Below are 14641 nucleotides of genomic sequence, written 5' to 3' on the forward strand. Positions count from 1 at the left end.
GTGCATGGGAGATGACGGAGTGGTGAGACGAGTGGAAGCAAGCGGGGCGGGGTTCTGGGAGCCCGGGAGTCAGATCCTGTGGCGCTACAGGGAGAACGCCGGCGAAACCTTCCACATCGCGCGCCCCGTCACCGTCGTGCGTGACGACGAGGATCTGCTGGCCGTGTGGCTGGCCTCCAACACCGAGTGTGTGAAGCCCGTGATGGCGGACGGCGGCTCGGTGAGCGCGGAACCACTGGAGTCCCGTTACAAGAAGGCGCGTGACGTGCGGCGCGGCCGGTGGCTCGGCACGGGTGTGCTGAAGCTGGCGCGGCCGGGCGAGCCCTGGTCGGTGTGGCTGTTCTGGGAGCCGGGTTGGCGTTTCAAGAACTGGTACGTCAACCTGGAGGCGCCGCTGGCCCGTTGGGACGGCGGTGTGGACTCCGAGGATCACTTCCTTGACATCTGCGTCTATCCGGACCGGTCCTGGGACTGGCGCGACGAGGACGAGTTCGCACAGGCTCAGCAGGACGGTCTGATGGACGCTCGAACCGCCGAGCGGGTGCGGGAGGCGGGGCGTTCCGCGGTGGAGACGATCCGCGCGTGGGGCTCCCCGTTCGCGGACGGCTGGCAGCACTGGCGCCCGGATCCGGCGTGGGGAGTACCGTCTCTCCCCGACGACTGGGACCGTACGCCCGCGCACTTGTCCTCATGAGACCCTTGATGCGCCCCCGGGCCACAACCGTAGGATCGTCCTCCACAAGGGCGTGCCGGGGCAACTCACGCGGTTCACGCAGTGCTTGACCGTACGTCACCGAGGGGCGGCAGGACGTGATCAAGGGGTACGAGGGCTACACCGGTACGAGCCGGAGACAGTCGGACCGGCGGTCGGTGCTGTCGTCCGACGGGTCCGCCGGTACCGTGTGTGGCACAGGAACTGCCTCTGACCACGCGGGAATTCCGTTCCCAGGACACGTAATCCGGGTATCGGCCTTTCTGCGGAACGAAGTTTCGGGTATGCGGGACGCACTGCGCACACGACGCGCAGTCCCGGACGGATGGATTCGACACGCGTGACGGAGCACCCCACCTCACACGAGCGCCCGCAGAGCGGCGCCGGCCCCACGGATCCCCGCGGGGCGCTCCTGCGTACCCAGGAGCCGATGCGCACCGCCCCCGCCACGGCTTTACCCACACAGGCACGCATGGGTGACGCGCCGGCCGAACAGGGCACTCCCGCCCCGTGCGCGAAGAGCGGACAGGCCCCGTCGGAGCACGCCCAGCCGACACTGTCCGAGCACTCCCAGCCCGCGGCCACCGAGCCCGATCCGCACCGTCCGCGTCCCGCGCCGGAGACCATCCCGGCGCAGCCCGGCGGTGAGCCGGACCGGTCCGGGGGTGCCGGTGGCGGTCTGGAGCGGCGCAGCGGGCAGGGAGTGCCGCCGGGCGCCCCCATGCCCATGCGGCGCGACGGCGACCGGCTGCGCTTCGTGGGCGCCGCGACCCGGCGGATCGCCCGGGGCATCGACCTGGACGAGATCGTGATGGGTCTGTGCCGGGCCACCGTGCCGACGTTCTCGGACGCGATCCTGGTGTATCTGCGCGAGCCGCTGCCGGTCGGGGACGAGCGGCCCACGGGGCCCATGGTGTTGCGGCTGCGCCGCACCGACCGGATCCCCGAGGAGCGGGACACCGAGGGCGGTTTTCTGCCCGTGCTCCCGCCCGAGCAGCCCGTCGATCTGGCGGTGGTCACCGCCGAGCAGTGCGAGGTACGGCCCGGTGGGGCCCTCGCCGAGGTGCTGCGGGGCGTGCGTCCGGTCTTCGCGGACGCGCCCGCCGCACACGACGCGCTGCCGGAACTGCTGGGCCCGGACGCCGAACTGACGGTGCCGACCGGTCAGCGGGCGATCCTCGCGCCGCTGCGCGGCCGCCGCCGGGTGATCGGCGCGGCCGTGTTCCTGCGCGGGCCGGAGCGGATGGCGTTCGAGCAGGACGATCTGCTGGTCGCCGCCCAGCTGGCCACGCACAGCGCGCTCGGCATCGACAAGGCCGTGCTGTACGGCCGTGAGGCCTACATCGCCGACGAGTTGCAGCGCACGATGCTGCCGGAGGCGCTGCCGCGCTGTACCGGGGTCCGTCTCGCGCACCGGTATCTGCCGGCCGCCGAGACGGCCCGGGTCGGCGGTGACTGGTACGACGCGATTCCCCTGCCGGGGAGCCGGGTCGCGCTGGTCGTGGGTGATGTCATGGGGCACTCCATGACGTCCGCCGCGATCATGGGGCAGTTGCGGACGACCGCGCAGACGCTGGCCGGACTGGATCTGCCGCCGCAGGAGGTGCTGCACCACCTCGACGAGCAGGCGCAGCGACTCGGCACGGACCGGATGGCGACCTGTCTGTACGCGGTGTACGACCCGGTGTCGCACCGGATCACCATCGCCAACGCCGGGCATCCGCCGCCGGTGCTGCTGCACCTGGGCGGGCGTGCCGAGGTGCTGCGGGTGCCGCCGGGGGCGCCGATCGGCGTGGGCGGGGTGGACTTCGAGGCGGTGGAGCTGGACGCGCCGGCCGGTGGCACGTTGTTGCTGTACACCGACGGGCTGGTGGAGTCCCGGCTCAGGGACGTGTGGACGGGGATAGAGCAACTGCGGGAGAAGCTGGCCGCGACCGCGCAGTTGACCGGGCCCGACCATCCGCCGCCGCTGGAGGCGTTGTGCGACGAGGTCCTCGACATGCTCGGCCCGGGCGACCGGGACGACGACATCGCGCTGCTCGCCGCGCGGTTCGACGGGATCGCTCCGAGCGATGTCGCGTACTGGTTCCTGGAACCGGAGGAGATGGCTCCGGGGCGGGCTCGTCGGCTTGCCCGGCACGCCCTGTCGCGGTGGGGGCTGGAGGAGTTGACCGACTCGGTCGAGCTGCTCATCAGTGAGGTCGTCACCAACGCGGTGCGGTATGCGACGCGGCCGGTCACGTTGCGTCTGCTGCGGACGGATGTGCTGCGGTGCGAGGTGACCGACGACGTGCCGCAGTTGCCTCGGATCCGGCAGGCTCGGGCGACGGATGAGGGGGGCCGTGGGCTCTACCTCGTCAATCGGCTGGCGAAGCGGTGGGGGGCCACGCGGTTGAGCGCGGGGAAGGTCGTCTGGTTCGAGCTCAACCAGGCGTGAGCGCGGGCTCGCGGGAGCGCCGTGGGGGCTTCGGCGTGAGCGCGGGCTCGCGGGAGCGCCGTAGGGACTTCCGCGGGTTCAGCGGCTGCGGGATGTCCGCGGCTGGTCGCGCAGTTCCCCGCGCCCCTGACAGACGAAGGGCGCCCGGTGGCTACCGGGCGCCCTTGTCTTGTGCGCTCGTGCGCTAGCCGCCCGACTGTGGGTCGTTGGGGTCTGACGGCAGTTCGATGTCGCCGTCGTCCGACGGGGTTGCCTCCGGGGTCGTTTCCGGAGTTTCCTCCGGGGTGGTCTCCGGGGTCTCCTCCGGGGTGGTCTCCGGGGTCGTCGGGGGCGCGCTCGTCGGTGCCTCGGTGGTGGGGGACTCCGACGGGGTCGGGCTCGGGCTGGTCGACGGGGTCGGGGACTCCGTCGGTTCCACCGCGGCGCCCTGCTTGGTGTCCAGGTCGAACTTGGTGGTCTTGCCCATGACGCCGAAGGTGTACGTGGCCCAGATCTGGGCCGGGAAGCCACCGCCGTTCACGCGGTCCTCGCCGCCGGCGCCGTACATCGGGACGTGCTTGCCGTTCTTGCTCATGTCCTCGCCGAAGAGGCCGACGGAGGTCACGAGGTTGGGGGTGTAGCCGGTGAACCAGGCGGAGCGGTTCTCGTCGGAGGTGCCCGTCTTGCCGGCGACGACCTGGCCCCTGCGGGCGGGGTTGTCGCGGACGGACGTCTTGGCCGTACCGTCGTCGACCACGCCGGTGAGGACCGAGGTGACCGTGTCGGCGGCCTCGGGGGTGATGACCTGCTCGCCGATCGCCTCGGGGAACGCGACCTCGCCCTCCCGGTGCGTGGCCTCCGCGACGACGGTGGGGGTGACCTTCTTGCCGTGGTTGTCGAGGGTGGCGTAGATGCCGGCCATCTCCATCGGGCTGGCGCCCATGGAACCCAGCGTCTGGGCGGGGACCGCCTCCATGCCCTCGGTGTCCATGCCGAGTTTCCCGGCGACCTCCATGACCTTCTCCATGCCCACGTCGACGCCCATCTGCGCGAAGACGGAGTTGATGGACTTGTTCATGGCGGTCTGCACGGTGACGTCGCCGTAGTCGACGTCGTCCTCGTTCGGCGGGTTGAAGCCGACCGCGGTGCCGTCGTCCATGACCTTGTGCCGGCTGTCACCGTCGTAGACCGTGCTCGCGGTGATCGGTTCGCCGTCCTGTGTCTCGGCGGCCTCGTCGACGGCCGCGGCGAGGATGACCGGCTTGAAGGTGGAGGCGGGCTGGTAGTCCCGGCGGGTGGCGTTGTTCCCGAAGTGCTTGACGTAGTCGACGCCGCCGTACATGGCGAGGACCTTGCCGGTCTTCGGGTCGACGGAGACGGCGCCGGCCTGGATGTGCTTGTCGACCTTGCGCTTCTTCGGGTCGAGCTTGCTGGTGAGGCGTTCCTTGACGGCCTTCTCCAGTGCGACCTGCTTCTTCGGGTCGATGTTCAGGGTGACGGTCCAGCCGCCCGCCTCGATCTTCGTCCTGGCATCCTCCAGGTCGTCCGCCCTGTTCTGCGCCACGAGCTGCTTGGCCAGCTCGTTGTTGGCCGCGTTGACCAGGTAGCCGTTCTGGCCCTGCATGTCGGGGGCGGACTGGGGCTCCTTGGGCTTGGGGAGCTTCATGCCCGCCCGCTCCGAGGCGGGCAGCTCCTTCATCTCGACCATGTTGTCCAGGACGTAGTTCCACCGGTTGGTGACCAGCTTCCTGCCGGTCGGGGTGGCGGTGGCCAGGTCGTACTGGCTGGGGGCCTGGAGCAGTGCGGCGAGGTAGGCGCCCTCGCGGACGTTGAGGTCCTTGGCGTCCTTGCGGTAGTACGCCTGGGCGGCGGCCTGGATGCCCCAGGCGCTGCGGCCGTAGTAGCTGGTGTTGATGTAGCCCGCGAGGATGGTGTCCTTGGTCTCGTTGCGCTCCAGCTTCAGGGAGATGACCAGCTCGTTGAGCTTGCGGGTCACCGTCTGGTCGGACGTCAGGTAGAAGTTCTTGACGTACTGCTGGGTGATCGTCGAGCCGCCCTGCTTGCCCTTGCCGGACAGGGTGTTGATCAGACCTCGGGTCATGCCCTTGAAGTCGACACCGGGGTCCGTGTAGAAGGTCTTGTTCTCGGCGGCGACGAAGGTCTGCTGGACCTCTTTGGGAACGTCCTTGAGTTCGACGATCTCGCGGTTGGTCGTGCCGGAGCGGGCGAGGATCTTGCCGTTGGAGTACTTGTAGACGTTGCTTTCCTGGAGCGCCTGGGGGTTCCCCTTGGGGATGTCGATCCACAGGTAGAGCGCGACGAAGGCACCCATGCCGAGCAGGCAGACGCCGAGGAACGTGCCGAGGATCTTCTTCCAGGTGAAGAGGCGGCGCAGGAAGCTCTTCTGCTGCTTCTTGCCGCCGCTCCTGGCCGCCGCCCTGGCGGCCGCCCGGCCTCCGCCCTCGGCCGAACCTATGACGGTCGTGGTCCCCGAATCGCCCCCGGACGAGCGCTTGGGCGCCGCGCGGCGACCGCCGCGCTGCCGCGCTCGTCTTTCTTCCGCTCGTCCCATGGCTCCGGTCCGCTCCGCATTCTGCTCGGTCTCATACGTCACTCGCGTCTTGTCAGCTCAGCAAGCTAACACCGAGGACTGTGGCCAGCGGGAGTCGGTCCGCCTTGTGGCGACGTGACAATGCGCACGCGAGGCGCCTGTCCATAGACCTCATCCCACCGGAACGGACGTTCCAACTGGGCCGATGGTTGCCCTGCCCGAGTCATGAGTTCCCGGCGACCTCAGTGACAGAACCGTGACAATCGGCCCTGACCTCGGCCCTGACCTGCGATCCCTCTGCCTCTCCCGAGGAGCTATGCACGGCATGTATACGTGCGGTGTATACCCACTGTGTACAGTCGTGTCCATGTCCATCGGTCACACTCTCCTGGGGCTCCTGGAGTCCGGTCCCCGACACGGCTACGACCTGAAGCGGGCCTTCGACGAGAAGTTCGGTCACGACCGGCCCCTGCACTACGGCCAGGTCTACTCGACGATGTCGCGCCTGCTGAAGAACGGCCTCGTCGAGGTCGACGGCATCGAGCCCGGCGGCGGCCCCGAGCGCAAGCGGTACGCGATCACCGAGGCGGGCATCACCGATGTCCAGCGGTGGCTCGCGACGCCCGAGAAGCCCGAGCCGTATCTGCAGTCGACCCTCTACACCAAGGTCGTCCTCGCCCTGCTCACCGACCGGAACGCGGCCGACATCCTCGACACCCAGCGTTCCGAGCACCTGCGCATGATGCGCATCCTCACCGACCGCAAACGCAAGGGCGATCTGGCCGACCAGCTGATCTGCGACCACGCCCTGTTCCATCTGGAGGCCGACCTGCGATGGCTGGAGCTGACCGCCGCCCGACTGGGCAAACTGGCCGAGGCGGTGGGCCGGTGAATCCGCCCCCCGGCTCCCTGCTCGTCGCGACCGATCTGCGCAAGGCGTACGGTCCGACCACCGCGCTGGACGGCGCCGAGTTCTCCATCCACCCCGGCGAGGTCGTCGCGGTGATGGGCCCCTCCGGCTCCGGCAAGTCGACACTGCTGCACTGCCTCGCCGGCATCGTCACACCCGACTCGGGCTCGATCACCTACAACGGCCGTGAGATGGCCACCATGAACGACACCCGGCGCAGCGCGCTCAGGCGCAGCGAGTTCGGGTTCGTCTTCCAGTTCGGTCAGCTCGTGCCCGAGCTGACGTGCGTGGAGAACGTGGCACTGCCGCTCAGACTGAACGGCGCCTCCCGCAAGGAGGCCGAGCGGACCGCCCTCGGCTGGATGGAACGCCTGGAGGTCGACGACCTCGCCCGCAAGCGTCCCGGTGAGGTCTCCGGCGGCCAGGGCCAGCGGGTCGCCGTCTCCCGGGCGCTGGTCACGGGCCCCAGGGTGCTGTTCGCGGACGAGCCCACCGGCGCGCTGGACTCCCTCAACGGCGAGCGCGTGATGGAACTGCTCACCGAGGCCGCCCGGTCCACCAACGCCGCCGTCGTCCTGGTCACGCACGAGGCGCGGGTGGCCGCGTACTCGGACCGCGAGATCGTCGTACGGGACGGGAAGTCCCGGGACATGGAGCGCGTCGTATGAACTCCGCCGTCGTCCGTCAGTGGTACCGGGATCTGGCGATGGGGGTCCGGTTCACGTTCACCGGGGGCCGCGAGGGCTGGGTGCGCGCCCTGCTCACCGCGGTCGGCGTCGGCCTCGGGGTGGCGCTGCTGCTGCTCACCACGGCGATACCGAACGCGCTGGCGACGCGGGGCGCCCGGGAGGAGGCCCGGCAGGACCTGGGGTTCATCAATTACGAGGAGAACCTCAGGTCCAAGCCGACCGACACGAGCCTGGTCATCGCCGACACCGACACCGAGTACCAGCGGCAGGAGATCAGGGGACGGCTCGTCGAGCCCGAGGGTGCGAAGGCGCCGCTGCCACCGGGGCTCGCGAAGTTCCCCGCGGCGGGCGAGATGGTCGTCTCCCCCGCCCTCTCCGAGCTGCTGGGATCGGACGCCGGGAAACTGCTGCGGGGCCGGCTGCCGTACAAGACGGTCGGCACCATCGGCGAGACCGGGCTGATCGGCCCAGGTGAACTCGCCTACTACGCCGGCGCCGAAGGGCTCGCCCAGCGGATCGACGGCTCGGTGGTGGCCCGGATCGAGCGGTTCGGGACCCCGGTCGTGCAGCCCGAGGAGGAGCGCATGGACCCGATCCTGCTGCTGCTCACCCTGGTCGTCTTCGTGGTGCTGCTGATGCCGGTCGCCGTCTTCATCGCCACGGCCGTACGGTTCGGCGGCGAGCGGCGCGACCGCAGGCTGGCGGCGCTCCGGCTGGTCGGCTCCGACAGCCGGATGACACGCCGGATCGCGGCGGGCGAGGCCTTCGCGGGCGCCGTGCTGGGGCTGTTCTCCGGCGCCGGGTTCTTCCTGCTCGGCAGGGAGGCCGCGGCCTCGGTCGAGGTGTTCGACGTCAGTGTGTTCCCGAGCTACCTCAACCCCTCCCCCGGCCTCGCGCTGCTCGTGGCGTTGGCGGTCCCGGCGGCCGCCGTCCTCGTCACCCTGTTCGCGCTGCGCGGTGTCGTCATCGAGCCGCTCGGCGTGGTCCGCACGGCCAAGCCCGCCCGGCGCAGGCTCTGGTGGCGGCTGCTGCCACCGCTCGGCGGTCTCGCCCTGCTCTACCCGTTGCTCGGCCAGGGCTCGGACAACGGGCAGTTCAACGAGTACCAGGTGACCGGCGGGGTCGTCCTGTTGCTCTTCGGCATCACCGCGCTGCTGCCGTGGGCCGTCGAGGCGTTCGTCGCCCGACTGGGCTCCGGTGCGGTCTCCTGGCAACTCGCCGTCCGCCGGCTCCAGCTGAGCAGCGGCTCGGCGGCCCGCATGGTCAACGGGATCGCTGTGGCGGTGGCCGGCGCGATCGCCCTGCAGATGCTGTTCGCCGGGGTCGAGGGCCGTTTCACGGAATCGACCGGGAAGGACCCCTCGCGCGCCCAGTTGGAGCTGACCCTCCCACAGGACCTCTCGGTGAGCGCCGCGGGCGAGAAGCTGAAGCGGGCCAAGGGCGCGGCGGGCACCGCGGCACTCTCCTCCTCGACGATCTCCCGCGAAGCCAAGGACCCGGAGGAAGTGACGGAGGTGACCGTCGGCGACTGCGCCTCGCTGCGCGAACTCGCGACGATCCCCTCGTGCCGCGACGGCGACGTCTTCCTGATGCCCGACCCGGCCGACTCCACCGTCACGAACCTCGCCACCGCGGGCCGCACCCTGTACTTCGACCCGTCCTACGCCGGCGAGGACCCGGGCGCCGAGATTGCCTGGAAGCTTCCGGCCGAGGTGACGAAGGTGCGCGAGCGCACCGATTCGCTGCGGACGGGGATGTCGGGACTGATGGCGACCCCGGGCGCCCTGCCCGCGAAGACCGAGCCCCTGCTCCACAGCACCGTCTTCGTACGGACGGACCCCACGGTCCCGGACGCGCTCGACGAGGTGCGCAACGCGGCCGTGGCGATCGATCCGCTCATCCGGACCTGGGAGTGGGAGTCGACCCGGCGGTCGGACGAGTTCTCGGACATCCGCACCGGTCTGCTGGTCGGCGCGACCGCCGTGCTCGTCCTGATCGGCGCGAGTCTCCTCGTCTCCCAGCTCGAGCAGCTCCGCGAACGCAGGAAGCTGCTGTCCGCGCTGGTCGCGTTCGGCACACGACGCCGCACGCTGGGCCTGTCCGTGCTGTGGCAGACGGCGGTCCCGATCACCCTGGGCCTCGCCCTGGCCGCCGCGTTCGGCCTGACCCTGGGCGCCGCCCTGCTGAGGATGACGAACGCCGATGTGGGCGTGGACTGGCCGAGCGTGCTGTCGATGATCGGCATCGGCGCCGGCGTCGTCGTCCTCGTCACGGCGCTGAGCATGCCGCCGCTGCTGCGGATGATGCGGCCGGAGGGGCTGCGTACGGAGTAAGCCGGTGCGGGGCACGACCCCCGGGGTCCCACGCCGATCAGTCTCCGAGGGGATCGCGCCCGGAGGAGATACTGGACCCCGTCAGGCTGCTCGCCGGGAGTGAGGACGACATGTCGCTCGACGCCTTGAAGGCCGCGGTACCGGCGTACGCCAAGGATCTCAGTCGCAACCTGGACTCCGTCATCGGTCACTCCACCCTGCCGGCCCAGCGGCTGTGGGGCACCGTGCTGGCCACGGCGATCGCCTCGCGCTCGGCGCTGGTGCTGCGCGAGCTGGCACCGGAGGCGAGGGCGCGGCTGTCGGCCGAGGCGTACACCGCGGCGAAGGCCGTGGCCGCGACCATGGCGATGAGCAACGTCTTCCACCGGACCCGGCACCTGCTGTCCGACCCCGGGTACGGCGAACTGCGGGCGGGGCTGCGGCTGAACGTCCTCGGTGATCCCGGGGTCGAGCGGGCCGACTTCGAGATGTGGGCGTTCGCCGTGTCGGCGGTCAACGGGTGCGGAGCCTGTCTGGACGCTCACGAGCGGGCGTTGCGCGGGGCCGGGACGGATCGGGAGAGCGTGCAGGAGGCGGTCCGGATCGCGTCGGTGGTTCAGGCGGTCGCGGTGACCTTGGACGCGGAGGCGGTTCTCGGCGAGTAGGCCCCGCCGAGGCTCAGGCCCTTCGGCCTGTCGGGGAAATACGGCCTGCCGGGGAAATACGGTCGCGCGGCTCCTCCCTCCTCCGGAAGGATCCATCCCATGGCCTCCTTCCACTCCCCCACCTTCGAAGACCTCGTCGCCGACGCCGACGCCGTGCCCACCGAGGGGTGGGACTTCTCCTGGTTCGAGGGGCGGGCCACGGAGGCCCGTCCGTCGTGGGGGTACGCGCGGTCGAAGGGTGAGCGGCTGGGGCGGGCCTCGGCCGCGCTGGACATCCAGACCGGGGGTGGGGAGGTACTCGGCTCCGCTCCCCGTTTTCCGACGGTGACCGTGGCCACCGAGGGGTGGGCGCCGAACGTCGCGAAGGCCACCGCACTGCTGCACCCCCGGGGCGCGGTGGTGGTGGCCAGCCCTCAGGACGCCCCGCTGCCGTTCGCGGACGGAGCGTTCGACCTGGTCACCAGCAGGCATCCGGTACAGGCGCACTGGACGGAGATCGCCCGGGTACTGAGGCCGGGCGGCACGTACTTCGCTCAGCATGTGGGCCCGAGAAGCGTCTTCGAACTGGTCGAGCACTTCCTGGGACCGCTGCCCGAGGAGACCAGCGGCAACCGTCATCCGGACAACGAGCGGGCGGCCGCCGAGGACGCCGGACTGGAGATCGTGGACCTGCGGGCCGAGCGGCTGCGGATGGAGTTCCACGACATCGGCGCGGTCGTGCACTTCCTGAAGAAGGTTGTCTGGATGGTGCCCGGCTTCACCGTCGACGCCTACCTCCCCCAGCTCCGCTCCCTCCATGACCGGATCCGCAGCGAGGGCCCCTTCGTCGCCCACAGCACCCGCCATCTCTTCGAGGCCCGCAAGCCGGCAGACGTGTGAGGCAGTCACACGTGTGAGGCAGTCACACGTGCGCGGCGGTCAGACATGCGGGCCGGTCAGGCGTGCGGGCCGACCGTGATCTTCCCGATCGCCAAGTCCGCCCGTGCCTGGAGCACTTCCCCCGCCCGTTCCACCCGCTCCCCCAACTCCCGCTCCTGCCCGGCGGCCAGCCGCCCCAGCGGCTCCACCGTGACCGTCGTACGCCGCCCCAGCGGCTCCACCGTGACCGTCGTACGCCGCCCCAGCGGCTCCACCGTGACCGTCGTACGCCGTCCCTGGCGCCGCTGGTGCCAGACGCCCGCGACGACACCGTCGAAGGTCGGATCCTGACCTCCATCGCGGTTGCCACATCGTTATCGCTCCCGGCTTGGCTTCCGCCACGCCTCTCCCGTAGGTTCAGACCAAGGGAATTCGCGTGAGCAAAGCTGCGCGGCACGGCTTCGCGCAGCGGAGGGGGCTGCGCGTAGCCGTGCGCCTCGACGGAGGCGTCAAGTGCGCACCCCCGCTCCGCTTCACCCGTACGAGGGTGTCCGACCGTTTCTTCCCGCGAGTCGCACAACGATGCGCAAACCCCACAATCCCACCAGGATTGCGCCTCTTCTCCTTGGAATCCGTCGTAATCCGGCCACGATCACCCCTTGATCGCACCCTGAACGAACGGTTCCGCGCTCACCGCCGCGCTGTCATCCGACTCCGGAGAGTAGTTGTGGCACGCCGATGCACGCAGCATCACTCACAAAGGGTTATGGTGGGAACCCCCCCTCGGGCCGGTCCGTCTCCCCCCCACGGACCGGCCCGTTTTTTGTACGGTGAAGTGGGACCCGCGAGGCCCCCGAACCGTCGGCCGCATGGCCCCCCCAACCCCGTACACCCCTTGGCAGACTTGGGCTCAACCCCCGGTAGGCTCTGCCAACCAAGGGGACCGCCACCGCATTTCTGAGGGGCTGACATTCACGTGAACCTGCGAGACAAACTGCGCAGCCTGCTCGTCAGGGTCTACGCACGCAGGGTCGAGGGCCACCTGGACCACGACCAGGTGCCCAAGCACATCGGCGTGATCGTCGACGGCAGCCGTCGCTGGGCGAAGGCCGCGGGCTCCACCACCATGCAGGGCCACCAGGCCGGCGCGCACAAGATCGAGGAGTTCCTCGGCTGGTGCACCGAGACCGACGTGGAGGTCGTCACCCTCTGGCTGCTCTCCACCGACAACTTCAACCGGCCCAAGGAAGAACTCGTCCCCCTCCTCGGCATCATCGATGACACCGTGCGCTCCCTGGCCGCCGACGGCCGCTGGCGAGTCCACCACGTGGGCGCGCTGGACTTGCTGTCACCGGGGATGCAGCGCACGCTCAAGGAGGCCGAGGAGGCCACCGCGGACGTCGACGGGATACTCGTCAACGTCGCCATCGGTTACGGCGGACGACAGGAGATCGCCGACGCGGTGCGCTCCATGCTCCTCGACGCGCAGGACAAGGGCACCTCGATGGAGGAGCTCGCCGAGTCCGTCGACATCGACATGATCGGCCGGCACCTCTACACCGTCGACCAGCCCGACCCCGACCTCGTGATCCGCACGAGCGGCGAGCAGCGGCTGTCCGGATTCATGCTCTGGCAGACCGCGCACTCCGAGTACTACTTCTGCGACGTCTTCTGGCCGGCCTTCCGGAAGGTCGACTTCCTGCGCGCGCTGCGTGACTACGCGGTGCGACACCGCCGCTACGGAGGCTGAGGCTCCGCATCACCGGTGCGGTGCGCGTTACCCCCATCGGGACAGAAGTAACGAGGAGTTCACCGGGACGCCGTCGTACCGCTTGGCATGGCGGCGCGTGTTCGAGGGCATAAGCCAGTCAGGTCGACGCCCGAACCACGGGTGTCGGATCTCAGCGGACGGCTCGGGGCCGTCCGCCCGGGAGGCCCTTTGCACCAGCCCGATCGTGCGGTCACAGCACGGACGAAGCAGCGGAGGGCCGGTCACCGGCCCGTGCAACGGCGCCGACGACCGGCCGTTTGTTCGCACCCTGTCCATCCTGGGTGTCATCCCGTCGCTCCCCGACCTCATCCGAGGGGGTACGTCCTTCCGTGGTGACCAGCACAAAGCGCCACAAGCCAGACCGGCGCACCTACGTCCTCGACACCAGCGTCCTGCTGGCCGACCCCAATGCTTTGAGCCGCTTCGACGAGCACGAAGTCGTGCTGCCGATCGTCGTGGTGACGGAGTTGGAGGCGAAGAGGCACCATCCCGAACTCGGCTACTTCGCCCGCCAGGCCCTGCGCCTGCTCGACGAGTTCCGGGTGCGGTACGGACGCCTCGACGCCCCCATTCCGATCGGGGACCTCGGCGGGACCGTCCGTGTCGAGCTCAACCACTCGGACCCCAGCGTCCTGCCGACCGGCTACCGCCTGGGGGACAACGACTCCCGCATCCTCGCGGTGGCCAGGAACCTGCAGGCCGAGGGCTACGACGTCACGGTGGTGTCGAAGGACCTTCCCCTCAGGATCAAGGCGTCCTCCGTGGGTCTCCTCGCCGAGGAGTACCGGGCGGAACTCGCCATCACGGACACCTCCGGCTGGACCGGGATGTCCGAGCTGGCCCTGCCGGGCGAGCAGGTGGACATCCTCTTCGAGGAGGGGACCGTCCACGTCCCCGAGGCGAGTGACCTGCCGGTGCACACGGGTCTGATGATCCAGTCGGAGCGCGGCAAGGCACTCGGCCGGGTCACGGCCGACGGCAACATCCGGCTCGTCCGGGGCGACCGTGAGGCGTTCGGCATCAAGGGCCGCAGCGCCGAGCAGCGCATCGCGCTCGATCTGCTGCTCGATCCGGACGTCGGGATCGTCTCGATGGGCGGCCGGGCCGGCACCGGCAAGTCCGCGCTCGCGCTGTGCGCGGGTCTGGAGGCCGTGCTGGAGCGGCGCCAGCACCAGAAGGTGATGGTCTTCCGGCCGCTGTACGCGGTGGGCGGCCAGGAACTGGGCTATCTGCCCGGCTCCGAGGCCGAGAAGATGAGCCCCTGGGCGCAGGCGGTCTTCGACACGCTCTCCGCCGTCACCAGCCGCGAGGTCATCGAGGAGGTCACGGCTCGCGGCATGCTGGAGGTGCTTCCGCTCACGCACATCCGCGGACGTTCCCTCCACGACGCGTTCGTGATCGTGGACGAGGCACAGTCACTGGAACGGAACGTTCTGCTGACCGTTCTGTCCCGGATCGGCGCGAATTCTCGGGTGGTTCTGACCCATGACGTGGCCCAGCGCGACAATCTGCGCGTCGGGCGCTACGACGGTGTCGTCGCCGTGGTCGAGAAGCTGAAGGGCCATCCGCTCTTCGCCCACGTCACGCTGACGAGGTCCGAACGGTCCCAGATCGCGGCCCTTGTGACCGAAATGCTGGAGGACGGGCAGATCTGAACCTCGATCCAAGGGCGCCGCCCGGCAAAGGCTCAGCAGCCTAGCCGGGCGGCGCCTTGGCGCGCGCGGCTTTCCTTGAATCTCCCGCGGCAAACGAGGTGT

10 protein-coding genes and 1 pseudogene are annotated in these 14641 nt (G+C 69.9%); 9 read left to right on the plus strand and 2 right to left on the minus strand.

Going from position 1 to position 14641, the window contains the following annotated elements:
• Positions 1–4: 4 nt before the first annotated feature.
• Both ACFY9I_RS32760 and ACFY9I_RS32765 read left to right on the plus strand, forming a co-directional pair.
• Positions 5–694: a DUF402 domain-containing protein gene (locus tag ACFY9I_RS32760; RefSeq protein WP_391008175.1), complete on the plus strand. Its 690-nt coding sequence runs from the start codon at positions 5–7 to the stop codon at positions 692–694.
• Between the two features lie 343 nt (positions 695–1037).
• Complete coding sequence (locus ACFY9I_RS32765) at positions 1038–3149, plus strand: SpoIIE family protein phosphatase (protein ID WP_391008177.1); 2112 nt, start codon at positions 1038–1040, stop codon at positions 3147–3149.
• 184 nt (positions 3150–3333) lie between these two features.
• Here the strand turns inward: ACFY9I_RS32765 and ACFY9I_RS32770 are convergent, their stop codons facing one another.
• Positions 3334–5700 carry a transglycosylase domain-containing protein gene (locus ACFY9I_RS32770; protein ID WP_391008179.1) on the minus strand — a complete coding sequence of 789 codons (2367 nt, stop codon included), beginning with the start codon at positions 5698–5700 and terminating at the stop codon, positions 3334–3336.
• Between the two features lie 346 nt (positions 5701–6046).
• On the opposite strand from ACFY9I_RS32770, the gene ACFY9I_RS32775 reads away from it, so the two are divergent.
• The 5 genes from ACFY9I_RS32775 (at position 6047) to ACFY9I_RS32795 (ending at position 11134) form a co-directional block, all read left to right on the plus strand.
• Entirely contained in the window at positions 6047–6571 is a 525-nt protein-coding gene (locus tag ACFY9I_RS32775; protein WP_391008180.1) for a helix-turn-helix transcriptional regulator, read from the plus strand.
• Positions 6568–7257, plus strand: a complete 690-nt coding sequence (locus ACFY9I_RS32780) for an ATP-binding cassette domain-containing protein (protein ID WP_391008182.1) — start codon at positions 6568–6570, stop codon at positions 7255–7257. The genes ACFY9I_RS32775 and ACFY9I_RS32780 overlap by 4 nt, the downstream gene beginning before the upstream one ends.
• Positions 7254–9611: an FtsX-like permease family protein gene (locus ACFY9I_RS32785; RefSeq protein ID WP_391008184.1), complete on the plus strand. Its 2358-nt coding sequence runs from the start codon at positions 7254–7256 to the stop codon at positions 9609–9611. The genes ACFY9I_RS32780 and ACFY9I_RS32785 overlap by 4 nt, the downstream gene beginning before the upstream one ends.
• A 110-nt stretch (positions 9612–9721) precedes the next feature.
• On the plus strand, positions 9722–10255 hold the full coding sequence (locus ACFY9I_RS32790; RefSeq protein ID WP_391008186.1) for a carboxymuconolactone decarboxylase family protein: 534 nt from the start codon (positions 9722–9724) through the stop codon (positions 10253–10255).
• 99 nt (positions 10256–10354) lie between these two features.
• Positions 10355–11134 carry a methyltransferase domain-containing protein gene (locus tag ACFY9I_RS32795; RefSeq protein ID WP_391008188.1) on the plus strand — a complete coding sequence of 260 codons (780 nt, stop codon included), beginning with the start codon at positions 10355–10357 and terminating at the stop codon, positions 11132–11134.
• Between the two features lie 56 nt (positions 11135–11190).
• Here the strand turns inward: ACFY9I_RS32795 and ACFY9I_RS32800 are convergent.
• Positions 11191–11448, minus strand: a pseudogene (locus tag ACFY9I_RS32800) (hypothetical protein); the annotation flags it as partial.
• A 641-nt stretch (positions 11449–12089) separates the two neighbouring features.
• Between ACFY9I_RS32800 and ACFY9I_RS32805 the strand changes: the two are divergent.
• The gene (locus tag ACFY9I_RS32805; RefSeq protein ID WP_391008189.1) at positions 12090–12863 is read left to right on the plus strand and encodes an isoprenyl transferase; all 774 of its coding nucleotides are present in this window, start codon (positions 12090–12092) and stop codon (positions 12861–12863) included.
• Between the two features lie 350 nt (positions 12864–13213).
• Complete coding sequence (locus ACFY9I_RS32810) at positions 13214–14539, plus strand: PhoH family protein (RefSeq protein ID WP_391008191.1); 1326 nt, start codon at positions 13214–13216, stop codon at positions 14537–14539.
• The last annotated feature ends 102 nt before the right edge of the window (positions 14540–14641 follow it).

It is taken from the genome of Streptomyces sp. NPDC012510, assembly GCF_042955065.1.
Classification (GTDB): Bacteria; Actinomycetota; Actinomycetes; order Streptomycetales; family Streptomycetaceae; genus Streptomyces.